Here is an 11515-nt window from a genome sequence, read left to right as displayed (position 1 = left end):
GATGCGGTAGCCCTGCTGTCGGACGAAGGAGCCGGGGTCGCGCTCGTAGACGTGCACATCGATGCCGGCGCGCATCAGATATTGGGCGAGACAGATCGCAGGTGGTCTTCGCCGCCGGCGCGCTCGGCACCCAGCGCCTGCTGCACCGGATGCGCGACCGTGGCCTGCTGCCCGCGATCTCACCGCGGCTCGGCGAACTGAGCCGCACCAACTCCGAGTCCATCCTGGGCGCCCGCACCCGCCGCCGTGACCTCGACGTGAGCCGCGGCGTCGCCATCACCTCGTCCATCCACCCGGACCCGGTCACCCACGTCGAACCGGTCCGCTACGGCCGCGGCAGCAACCTGCTCGCCCTGCTCGCGACCGTACTCGTGGACGACACCGGCGGCGGCCGGCGCTGGGTGGCGGGCCTGCGCCAGCTCGCCCGCGGCTGGCGCGACCTGCGACTGCTGGCGGTACCCCGGCGCTGGTCGCAGCAGACGATCGTGCTGCTCGCGATGCAGCCACTGGACAATTCGGTCACTGTGCACACCGCCCGGTCGGTGCTCGGCCGGCGGCGGCTGACCACCCGGCCCGGCGTCGGCTCGCCGAACCCGGCCTGGGTGCCGGCCGCGCACGACGTCGCCCGCCGCGTCGCCGAGAAGATCGACGGGGTGCCGCTGGGTGCGGTGACCGAGCTGATCGGCCGGCCGGTGACCGGCCACTTCATCGGTGGCTGCGCAATCGGCGCCGGCCCGGCGACGGGGGTGGTCGATCCCTACCAACGCCTGTACGGACACCCGGGCCTGCACGTGATCGACGGGTCGGTGGTCGCGGCGAATCTGGGGGTCAATCCCTCGCTGACCATCACTGCGCTGGCGGAACGGGCGGTGGCGTTGTGGCCCAATGTGGGGGAGGCGGATCCGCGGCCGGCGGTGGGGGCGCCTTACGCGCGGGTGGCTCCGGTCGCGCCGCGACATCCGGCTGTGCCGGCTTCGGCTCCGGCGGCGTTGCGTTTGGGCTGAGTGCGGTTGCGGGGTGAGCGGCGGCGGAGTGGCGTGGTCGGCTGCCGTGCCTGCGGCAACGTGTGCACCCGGCGGATAAGGTCGGCCAGTGAGTGTCGACGCAGCGCAGACCCGAAGACGCCTGGAGCCGGACGTCCGCCGCGGGCAGATTCTCGCCTGTGCGGTCCGGCTTTTCGGTGAGCGTCCCTACGCCGAGGTTTCCACCACCGACATCGCCCGCGCGGCCGGGGTTGCGCGAGGTTTGATCAACCACTACTTCGGCACCAAGAAGGACCTTTATCTCGAGGTCATCCGGGTCATGCTGACCATCCCCGAGGTTGCGGTGCAGGGCCTGCCCGCCGGCGATCTGCGCACCCGGGTCGACGCCAGCGTGTCGTGGTTCCTCGACGTCGTCTCCCGGCACAGCACCTCGTGGCTCGCCGCCGCGACCGCGGCCGGCACCGGGCGGGATGTCGATGTGGAGCGGGTGCTGGCCGAGGCCGAGGACACCGCCGCCGAGTATGTGCTGATCGCGGTCGGTCTGGCCGAGGTTGCCGAGCATCGGGAAGAACTGCGCGGCATGATCCGGGCCTATGTCGGCATGGCCACCGCCACCGCCAAGGAGTGGCTCAACCGGGACGCCTTGACCCGCGCCCAGGTGCATCTACTGCTCGCGACGACGTTGCTGGCCATCGTGGAGCAGGTCATTCCGACCGTTGTCACGCCCGACCGCTGAGCCTATTGGCAACCTGTCAACAGGTTGCTAACGTTCGGCACCATGACGGCCACCCCGGGTGGCACCGCCACCTCCACGCCCGTTCCCACCACCATGTGTGCCGCTTTCCAGGCCACCGTGCGGCGCATGCCCGACGCCGTCGCCCTGCGGACGGTCGGCGGGACCACCTCCTACACCTGGTCCCAGTACGCCGCCCAGGTGCGCGCCATCGCCGCCGGGCTCGCGGCCCTGGGTGTCCGCCGCGGTGACACCGTCGCCCTGCTGCTCACCAACCGCCCCGAGTTCCACCTCGTCGACACCGCCGCCCAGCACCTCGGCGCGGTCCCGTTCTCCTGCTATCACAGCTCCTCGCCGGAGCAGATCAACCACCTGCTGACCGTCTCCGGCGCCCGGATCGTGATCACCGAGCGCCGCCTCGCCGGCCTGCTGACCAGCAGCACAGCCCCCATCCCGGCGCGGTACGCCGCCGAAGAGCGGGAGCACGACCGGCACCCCGGGCAGCAGGAGCGGGCCGGGCAGCAGGAGCCGCAGAAACCACCCCACGTCATCGTGCTCGACGGGGAGGCCGCGGACTTCACTCTGGACGACCTCATCGCCGGCGGCCGGCCCGATTTCGACCTCGAGACCTCCTGGCAGGCGGTCCGCCCCGATGACCTGCTGACCCTCGTCTACACCTCCGGCACCACCGGCGCCCCCAAGGGTGTGGAGATCACCCACGCCGGCATGGTCGCCATGGCCACCGCCAGCGCATCCCTGCTCGGCATGCGCGCCGGCGACCGGCTCGTCTCCTTCCTCCCGTCCGCGCACATAGCCGACCGCTGGGCCAACCATTACCTGCACACCTGGACCGGCACCGAGGTCACCACGCTCGCCGACCCGCGCGAGATCCTCGCCGCCCTGCGGGACGTGCGGCCGACCCTGTTCGGCGGCGTGCCGCAGGTCTGGCAACGGCTGGTCGCCGGGGTCAGGAGCATGCCCGAGCTGGCTCAGGCGGTCGACATCGGCCACCGCTACCACCAGGCCGAACGCTCCGGCGAGGTGCCGGCCGAACTCGCCGCGGCGTACCGGATGGTCGACGAGCGGGCGCTGAGCGCCGTGCGGGCCCGGCTCGGTCTCGACCAGGTTCGGCTGGCCATCACCGCCGCGGCGCCCGCCCCGCGCTGGGTGGTGGAGTTCGTCAACGCGCTCGGCGTACCGCTCAGCGAGGCCTGGGGCATGTCCGAGCTCTCCGGCATGGCCACGATGAACCCGCCGGACGCCATCCGGCCCGGCACGGTGGGGCTGCCGCTGCCCGGCGTCGAGGTCCGCCTGGCCGCCGACGGTGAGCTGCTGGTCCGTGGCCCGATGATGATGCGCGGCTACCGGGACCGGCCGGAGGACACCGGCGTCGTGCTCGACGCCGACGGGTGGCTGTCCACCGGCGACATCGCCGTGATGGACGGCGACGGCTATCTGATCATCATCGACCGTAAGAAGGAGCTGCTGATCACCTCCGGCGGTGAGAACGTCGCCCCGGCGCTGGTCGAGCTGGCCATCAAGGCGCACTGCCCGCAGGTCGCGCAGGCTGTGGTCGTGGGCGACGCCCGGCCGTACCTGGTGGCTCTGCTGGTGCTGGATCCGGAGGCGGGCGACGACGCGGCGGCCGCGGTCGCGGCCGGGATGCGGGCGGCCAACGCGACGTTGTCGCGGGCCGAGCAGGTCCGGGCCTTCGAGATCCTGGCCGAGGCCTGGCCGCCGGGTGGCGCCCTGGTCACCCCGACCATGAAGGTACGGCGACGCCAGGTCCTGAGCGCCTACGCCGACCGCATCGACGCCCTGTACGCGGAGAAGTGAGTGCCACCCCGGATCGCGATCATCGGCGCCGGCTTCGGTGGGGTGGCTGCCGCCGCGGCGTTGCGCAAAGCCGGTTTCCACGACTTCGTGCTGCTGGAGAAGGCCGACCGGCTGGGCGGGGTGTGGCGGGACAACGCGTACCCGGGATGCGCCTGTGATGTTCCCGCCCCGCTCTATTCGTTCTCCTTCGCCCCGAATCCGGACTGGTCGCGGCGTTTCCCGCCGCACTCGGAGATCCTGGCCTACCTGCACCGGTGCGTCACCGAGCTGGGCCTGACCCCGCACCTGCGGCTGGGCGCCGAGGTCACCGGGGCCGAATGGGACGAGCAGCGCTCCTGCTGGCGGCTGGCGATCGCGGACGGCACCGAGGTTGTCGCCGATGTGCTCGTACCCGCGGTCGGGCAGTTGTCCCGGCCCGTCATTCCGTTGCTGCCCGGTGCCGGGCAGTTCCGCGGCCCGGCGTTGCACACCGCCCGCTGGGATCCCGCGCTGCGGATCGACGGCCGGCGGGTCGCGGTCGTCGGGACCGGCGCCAGCGCCATCCAGCTCGTTCCCGCGATCGCCGGTACGGCCGCCCGGGTCATCGTCTTCCAGCGCAGTGCACCGTGGACGCTGCCCAAGCCGGACCGCCGCTACAGCGCGCTGCGCCGGGCCCTGTACCGCCGGGTGCCCGCGCTGATGCGACCGCCGCGCGCCGGCACCTGGGCGATGACCGTGTTCACCGGCGCGGCCGTGCTCGGCAACCGGGTCGCCGGCGCGTTTCTGCGGACAGCCTCACGCACCCAGCGCTGGTGGCAGGTCCGGGACCCGCGGTTGCGCGCGCAGGTCACGCCGGACGAGCCGATGGGCTGCAAGCGGGTGCTCTTCACCAGCGCCTGGCTGCCCACCCTGGCCCGCCCGGACGTCGACCTGGTGACCACGCCCATCGAGTCGGTGACCCCGACCGGGATCCGTACCACCGACGGGGTCGAGCACCCCTGTGACGTGCTGGTGTACGGCACCGGCTTCGCGGCCACCGAGTTCCTGACGCCGATGCGGGTCACCGGCCGTGGCGGCGCCGGGCTCGACGAGGTGTGGCGGGACGGCGCGCACGCGTACCTGGGGATGGCCGTGCCCGGCTTCCCCAACATGTTCCTGGTCTACGGGCCGAACACGAACACCGGCAACACCTCGGTGGTCTACTTCCACGAGTCCCAGGCCCGCTACATCGTGCAGGCCGTACGGGCCCTCGCCGCCGGTGCGCAGCCCCTGGACGTACGCCCGGAGGTGGCCGCCGCCTACGACGCCGAGCTGCAGTCCCGCCTGGCCGGCAGCGTCTGGACCGCGTGCAGCAGCTGGTACCGCACGCCGAGCGGCCGGATCGTCACCAACTGGCCCGGGATGGCGGGGGAGTACCGCCGCCGCACGGCCCGCCTGCGTCTGGGTGACTTCCGCGCGGCCAGCCGGGCCGGGCAGTCCTGATGTGGTCAGGGCCAGGTGGCGGCCGGGGCCGGAGCCGCGGCGCCGAAGCGGAGCCGGAAGTCGGTGAGCGTCAGGGTCAGCAGCGGACGCCGCCCGGCGAGGTAACCCAGGGGCCCGCCAGCCTCCATCCGCCAGGTGGCCGTGCCGAGGCGCAAACCGGCGCTCCGGCGATCGACGGCCAGGCGCAGTCGCTGGCCGCGCTGGTCGCCCAGGCGGTCGCCTTCCACCGCCAGAACCCGGACCCCGGCAACAACAACTACGGCTGGGACGAGGGCACGGCGCTGCGGCGCCTGGAGACGGAGAACTGCCTGTACGCCCTGAGCGCCTCGGAGCTGCTGCGGCCCGGCATGACCGCGGACGCCCGGGTCCTGCTCGGTCCGAGGTACTACGGCCCGCCCAACTTCTCGGTGCACAACCACGGCCTGATGGCGAACCTGCAACTCGCCCGGGGCAGTGATCTGCTGGCCGTACCGTCGTGGAAGACCACCGCCGTCAGGCGGATGACCAGCGAGGCACCGCAGTCCTTCTCCGCCCGTGGCCTCTCCTACGAGCAGTCGTCGATGTATCAGGGGGTCAACACCACCCTGTGGGCCAACGCGGTGCCGGTGCTCGCGGACACGCCCGGATCGGAGGCCGCGGCGGCCACCGTCGACATGCTGGTCGGGAAGGCCCGCACCGCGTACCAGTGGCTGACCGAGCCCGACGGCGTGATCGTGCAGGTGGGCGACTCCGACGAGATCCGCGGCGCCGCGACGACCCTGAGCACGCCCCGGGTGCTGCGGGACGACCAGACCGGCTGGGCTGTCGGCCGCTGGTCGTGGACGGATCCGCAGACCGTCTACTACAGCCTGCGGTACGGCCCGGCCCGGCGGGCACACGGCCAGCACGACCGGGCCGGCGGCGTGACGTTCACCGCGGCGGGCGTACGGGTGCTGGTCGGCCCGGGCCGGTTCAGCTACGACGCCGCCGACAACTACCGCGCCTATCAACTGTCGGCCAACAGTCACAACGTGGCGCTGCCCGACGGCGGCACCGTGACCAGCGCCGGCGGCAAGGTGACGGCAAGCGTGATCCAGGGTCCGGCGCACAACTGGACGGTGCAGGACACCATGTTCGGAATCAGCCACACCCGCGGCGTCAACGTCAACCGCGACACCCGGACGATGAAGGTCAGCGACTCGTTCCCGGCCAAGAACCTGTGGCGGCAGTACTTCCACCTCGACCCGGCGTGGACGCTCGTGTCGGCGCCGCCGAACGGCACGAAGCTGACCTTCGCCCACCCGGACGGCCGCCGGCTCGGCATCACCACGACAGGCCGGCTGTCCGGGGCCGTCCAGGGCATCACCCGGCCGCCGCAGGGCTGGCACTTCCCGAAGTGGGGCAACCGGGTGTGGGCGTACGAGATCGTGATCCGCTCCTACGGGCGGTCGTCGGTCACAAGCTTCGTGGTCAGCTGACATCCTCGGCACGCTGTGGTGGATTTTCGCGGTGCGGTCGAGGTCTGCCGGGCGGCCAGGACCAGACCGGCCCGCCAGCCGGGGAGCCGGCCCCCGGCCGGTGGCCGGATCTTCGTCATGTCGTGCCCGCTGCGGGCCAGCAGCCAGGCGACCAGCGAGTTGGAGTTCCACATGTCACCGGTGCCGAGCTCGTCCCGCCCCCAGGTGACCGGCGGCGCCTGCGGTACGAGATCGAGAAGGTGCCGCGCGCGGGCGAGATCGTCGCTTATCGGGTACGGGCTGTCGACGGCCTCGGCGGCGTCGGAAATGACGCCGTCACGCCACCGCCGGACCTCATACCGGAAGGCGCTGAACCGGCCCAGCCGGCGCAACCCGACCGGACCTCGCAGAACGACGCCGCGGCCGGTGGCGCCGGTCGCCCAGACCGGTGCCATCTCGATGACGTAGCGATCAGTGCCCACGACGACCTCGAGGGCGCAGTGGTAGAGATCGGCAGCCGGCCGATGATCGCGCCGGGCCGCGAACGCCTCGTAGAGCCGGCCGTTCCAGCGCACGACGTGCCCGCCGGCGCCGAGGGGCAGCCAGTACACCGACACTCCGCTGGTCATCGCCGCCTCCTCTCACCATCACCCTCCGCCTTCCTCTGATCGAGCCGTCCGCGTACCCGGCCTGACCGTGCGGGCGTCGTCAGCGAGAGCCGGCGCGCAAGGTGTGCAGGCGCTGTTCGTACTCCTCGGTCTGGATCTCGCCCCGGGCGAAGCGGGCGGCGAGGAGCCGCTCGGCCGGGTGGCGCCACAGTTGGGCGGCGATCAGTCCCGCGGTGAGCAGCAGCGCGGGCAGAACGACGGCGAATATCATCAGGGTCCAGCCGGCACCCATGCCGTTTCCGTACATCATGGCCTCGGTCCCTTCCAGAGGTTCTCCGCCCATGGTCCCGCCGGGCCCGGCCCTGCGGCAGGGGCGGAAGACCTGTCCTGGCCGGGGACGGCGCGGCGACCCACGGTCGATGGGAAGCTGAGCGGCGCGACTCGGGACCAATGGCACTGCCTGAGCCGCCCCTCCCGGCGCTGAGATGGGGTGAGGGTGGCGTCCTGCCGGGCTTGCCGAAGGGCCGGGCATTCATGGTCGCCGCATCGCCCGAGGGAGGTGCCGTCATGGCGCACGCGCGTACCTGGACGGTCGAGATCACCATCACCGAGCAAGCCGACGAGCGCAGGCCGTCGTCCGGCCAGGACGGCGACGACCCGGCCACCGCCCGGGCGCTGGCCGTGCTCGCCTACAAGGCGCTGACCGTCGGCGCGGCCGACCTCGAGCAGGTGGCCCGCCCACCCATGCGGATGCTGTCCTGATCGGACCCGTCCAGTGACGCGGTCATGAGCCGTCGCGCAGCTCCGTCAGCCGGTCGGAGGTGAAACTGACCTGATCGAAGGTCACGGTGCACCCGTCGCCGGTGGGTGACTGGGCCTCGAAGCCGATCCGGTGGCCGGTGAGGTCGTCGCCGAGGTGGAACACGCGGATCAGCTGCCAGGTCGTGCCGTCGAGCGAGGCGTGGTAGGCATAGGCCCGGTCGATGCGGGAGACGCGCAGCCAGATGACGTGGCCCTCGACGGTGAAGGCGTTGGCGTCGTCGGAGACGCCCCGGGTCACGACGGAGACGACCATGGGCGCCGAGGACGGGGAGAACTCGAAGCAGAACTTCCCCCAGTGCTGCTCGTCGGCCCACAGCAGCAGGACCCCGGCGTCGTACTGGGCCCGGAAGTCGACGCTGATCCGCGCACTGAACTGGAAGTCGCCGCCGGGTGGCAGCCCGAGCAGAGTGGCGGCGGTCAGCATGGTCTCGGCGTCCCCGGCATCGGCGCCGCCGGGATTGATGTACAGGTCGGTGTGGGCCGGTGCGGCGGCGGTCACCGTCGCGGTCGCGTCGTCGTACCGCCACACGTCCGGATGCGAGGCGGTCACGGGGAACGGAAGCGGGGAAGCATCCGGGACCTGGTTCATCAAGTTGCTCCTGTCGGGATCGCGGCCGAGCGCGGTGGCCCGGAGCCTAGCGGTGATCTCCGGTCGCCGGTGGGGCCCGGCACGGGACCGGGAGACCGCTGCTGGTCCCGCCCGCGTGCAACATGCCCGGGCCGAACAAGAGCGCAACACGCCCGGGCCGGACCCGCGAGTGCGGATCCGGCCCGGGCGGCGGCGTGGTCAGGCTCCGGGGAGTTTCCGGACGACGGCCACGGTGCAGGCCGAGTGGTGCAGCAGGTGCTGACTGACCGAGCCGAGCACCATGCCCCGCACGGCGCCTCGACCCCGGGTGCCCACCACCAGCAGCTGAGCGGTGGTAGTGGCCAGCGCCAGCGCGTTGGCCGGATGGTCCACGACCGCCTCGGCGCTGATGGCCAGCTGGGGGTACTTGTCGCGCCAGCCGGCGACGAGTTCGTCCAGCGGGCGGCGCTCCTCGTCCGTGACGGTCCGGGTGACCATGGGACTCTCCTGCCAGATCCCGGTGACCGGCGGCCAGGTGCGGATCACCCGCAACGGCACGCCGCGCGCCACCGCCTGCTCGACCGCGAAGTCGAGGGCGAGGTGGGCCGACGGTGAGTCGTCGACGCCGACCACCACCGGACGGGTCGGTGCGGCGTCGCCGCGGACCACGATCACCGGGCAGTGGGCGTGCGCGCTGACGGCGACGCTGACCGAGCCGAGGAGACCGGCCACCGCACTGTGCCCGCGGCTGCCCACGACGATCAGGCTTGCGTCGGCGGAGCGCTCGATGAGCGTCAACGCGGTGCCGGCCCGCACGATGGAGATCTCGGTGCGGACGCCGGGGTGGGTCTGCTGCGCCGCGGTGACGGCCTCGTGCAGCCGGCCCTTGATGGCCCGGTCGGTCTCGCCGTCCGGCCAGACCGCGGGAGCCGGGATGGTCGACGCCGCCGGCGCCCATTCCGGCCATTCGTAGGCGTAGAAGAACTCGACCAGGGCCCCGGTCCGGGCGGCCTCGTCGAGCGCCCAGCGGGCGGCGGCCCGGGCATCGGCCGACCGGTCGTATCCGACGATGATTCTCTTGACGGTCATGGCACTACTCCTCTGCTGAGCTTCTGAGTTCATCGTCAGCCCGGGAGGTATCCGCTGGTCAGAGCCGGATGTCACGAGTGCGCGGGCCGCTGGACCCGGCGGCTGAGGCGCAACCCGGCGCCCGGCACCACCGCCACCGCCACACAGGCGAGCAGCTCCGCGAGGGTCAGGGACTCGGTGCCCAGCAGGGTCTGCAACGGGGTGAGCAGCACGCCGGCGATCTGCAACACCGCCGAGAGCGCCACGGCTGCCGGCAGCGACCAGTTGCGCCCGGTGCCGGGCTCCGGGGTGGCCCGTACGGCCAGCGCGACGCCCAGCTGAGCCAGCCCGAGCACGACGAACATGACGGACTGCCACGGCCGGTCGAGCTGGTGGGCCGTCACGCCGGCGGCCAGGACGACGGCCGCGACGCACACGCCGCCGATCAGGACGCTGCGCAGCAGCCCGTCGCCGAGGACGGACTCCTGCGGTGACCGCGGGCGGCGGCGCAGCACACCGGCCTCGGCGGGTTCGGCTCCCATCGCCACTCCCGGGATGCCGTGCGTCAGCAGGTTGACCCAGAGCAGCTGGCCGGGCAGCAGCGGCAGCGGCATGCCGAGGAACGGGCCGGCCAGCATCACCAGCAGCTCGGCGATGCCACCGGACAGGGCGTAGCGCAGGAACCGGCGGATGTTGTCGTAGATCCGCCGGCCTTCGCCGATCGCGGTCGCGACGGTGCCCAGGTTGTCGTCGACCAGCACGAGTTCGGCCGCCTGCCGGGCCACCTCGGTGCCGCCGCCCATGGCCACGCCGATGTCGGCCCGCCGCAGCGCGGGAGCGTCGTTGACCCCGTCGCCGGTCATCGCGACCACGTCACCGCGGCGCTGCAACTCGGCGATGATCTCGAGCTTCTGCTCCGGCTGGATGCGGGCGTACACCCGGGCCCGGTCGATGTCGGCCGCGGTCAGTGGACCCGCGTCGCCGCGGGCGACCGGGTCGCCGGGGGCGAGGATCCCGAGCTGGGTGCCGATCGCGGCGGCGGTCGCCGGGTGGTCGCCGGTGATGAGGATCAGGCGTACGCCGGCAGCCTCGAACGCCGCGGCGGTGTCGCGTGCAGTGTCCCGCAGCGGGTCACCGATCCCCACGAGCCCGAGTACGCGAAGCGGCGGTGGGTCCGCGGGATCGGGCCGGGTCGTCACCGTGGCCGCGCTGACCGCGAGCACCCGCAGGCCGTCCGCCGCGAGCTCCGCCGCCGCGTCGAGCAGCATCGGGTGGGAGCCGGCGTCGAGCAGGCTCTCCGGCGCCCCCTTGGACACCACCAGGAAGTCGCCGTCGCGCAACCGGTGGACGGTCGTCATCCGCCTGGTGGCCTGATCGAACGGATGCTCGGCGATCCGCGGCAGGCTCGTCCGTACCGGTCTGGGGTCGAAGCCGCACCGAGCGGCCAGCGTGACCAGGGCAGCCTCCATCGGATCACCGGCCGCTGTCCACTCAGGCCGGTCGTAGGCCGGCGGGATCAGCTCGGCGTCGTTGCAGAGCAGTCCCGCCCGGGCGAGCAGCCGCAGGTCCTCGGGGGCCGGCAGCGGGCTGCCGTCGCGCCGGACGTCGCCGTCGGGGGAGTAGCCGGAGCCCGAGACGGTGTAGCGGGCGCCGTCCGCGGTGACGGCCTGCTGCACGGACATCCGGTTCTGGGTCAGGGTGCCGGTCTTGTCCGAGGCGATCACCGTCACCGACCCCAGGGTCTCCACGGCCTGCAGCCGGCGCGGGATGGCCCGGGTATGCGCCATCCGCCGGGCGCCCAGGGCCAGCGCCAGGGTGACGACGGCCGGCAGGGACTCCGGCACCGCCGCCACGACCAGGCTCACGGCCGTGATCGCCATCCGGGCGACGGGCTCGCCGGCCAGCACCCCGAGCGCGAAGACGACGCCGGAGACCCCGACGGCGGCGGCACCCAGCACCCGGCCCAGCCCGGCGATCCGCCGCTGCAGCGGGGTCAGGCC

The 11515-nt window shown here is 72.7% G+C and carries 10 protein-coding genes and 1 pseudogene; 6 read left to right on the top strand and 5 right to left on the bottom strand.

Annotated elements, in window-relative coordinates; genetic code table 11:
• Positions 1-98 precede the first annotated feature (98 nt).
• From AB0C29_RS15885 to AB0C29_RS15865, 5 genes and pseudogenes are all read left to right on the top strand, one after another.
• Positions 99-1004: pseudogene (locus AB0C29_RS15885) on the top strand (GMC oxidoreductase); the annotation flags it as partial.
• Positions 1005-1092: 88 nt separating this feature from the next.
• Positions 1093-1719, top strand: coding sequence for a helix-turn-helix domain-containing protein (locus AB0C29_RS15880; RefSeq protein WP_360820744.1), 627 nt, complete (start codon positions 1093-1095; stop codon positions 1717-1719).
• Positions 1720-1761: 42 nt separating this feature from the next.
• Entirely contained in the window at positions 1762-3552 is a 1791-nt protein-coding gene (locus tag AB0C29_RS15875; RefSeq protein WP_360820742.1) for an AMP-binding protein, read from the top strand.
• Positions 3553-5013, top strand: a complete 1461-nt coding sequence (locus AB0C29_RS15870) for an NAD(P)/FAD-dependent oxidoreductase (RefSeq protein ID WP_360820740.1) — start codon at positions 3553-3555, stop codon at positions 5011-5013.
• Entirely contained in the window at positions 5013-6470 is a 1458-nt protein-coding gene (locus tag AB0C29_RS15865; protein WP_360820738.1) for a hypothetical protein, read from the top strand. The genes AB0C29_RS15870 and AB0C29_RS15865 overlap by 1 nt, the downstream gene beginning before the upstream one ends.
• Here the strand turns inward: AB0C29_RS15865 and AB0C29_RS15860 are convergent.
• Together AB0C29_RS15860 and AB0C29_RS15855 are read right to left on the bottom strand one after the other, a co-directional pair.
• On the bottom strand, positions 6431-7078 hold the full coding sequence (locus tag AB0C29_RS15860; protein ID WP_360820736.1) for a hypothetical protein: 648 nt from the start codon (positions 7076-7078) through the stop codon (positions 6431-6433). The two genes, AB0C29_RS15865 and AB0C29_RS15860, sit on opposite strands and share 40 nt — an antisense overlap.
• A 79-nt stretch (positions 7079-7157) precedes the next feature.
• Positions 7158-7367 (bottom strand): hypothetical protein, encoded by a 210-nt coding sequence (locus tag AB0C29_RS15855; protein ID WP_360820734.1) that lies wholly within the window; start codon positions 7365-7367, stop codon positions 7158-7160.
• Between the two features lie 257 nt (positions 7368-7624).
• Between AB0C29_RS15855 and AB0C29_RS15850 the strand changes: the two genes are divergently transcribed.
• Positions 7625-7819, top strand: coding sequence for a hypothetical protein (locus tag AB0C29_RS15850; RefSeq protein ID WP_360820732.1), 195 nt, complete (start codon positions 7625-7627; stop codon positions 7817-7819).
• A gap of 22 nt (positions 7820-7841) precedes the next feature.
• Here AB0C29_RS15850 and AB0C29_RS15845 read toward each other — a convergent pair whose 3' ends face one another.
• From AB0C29_RS15845 to AB0C29_RS15835, 3 genes are all read right to left on the bottom strand, one after another.
• Positions 7842-8468: a DUF1349 domain-containing protein gene (locus tag AB0C29_RS15845; RefSeq protein WP_360820730.1), complete on the bottom strand. Its 627-nt coding sequence runs from the start codon at positions 8466-8468 to the stop codon at positions 7842-7844.
• A gap of 198 nt (positions 8469-8666) precedes the next feature.
• Entirely contained in the window at positions 8667-9536 is an 870-nt protein-coding gene (locus tag AB0C29_RS15840; RefSeq protein ID WP_360820728.1) for a universal stress protein, read from the bottom strand.
• 71 nt (positions 9537-9607) lie between these two features.
• A partial coding sequence (locus AB0C29_RS15835) for a cation-transporting P-type ATPase (protein WP_360820726.1) occupies positions 9608-11515 on the bottom strand: 1908 nt, incomplete at its 5' end.

Source organism: Actinoplanes sp. NPDC048791 (assembly GCF_040650095.1).
Lineage (GTDB): Bacteria > Actinomycetota > Actinomycetes > Mycobacteriales > Micromonosporaceae > Actinoplanes.
This window is presented reverse-complemented; position numbering and strand designations above follow the sequence as displayed.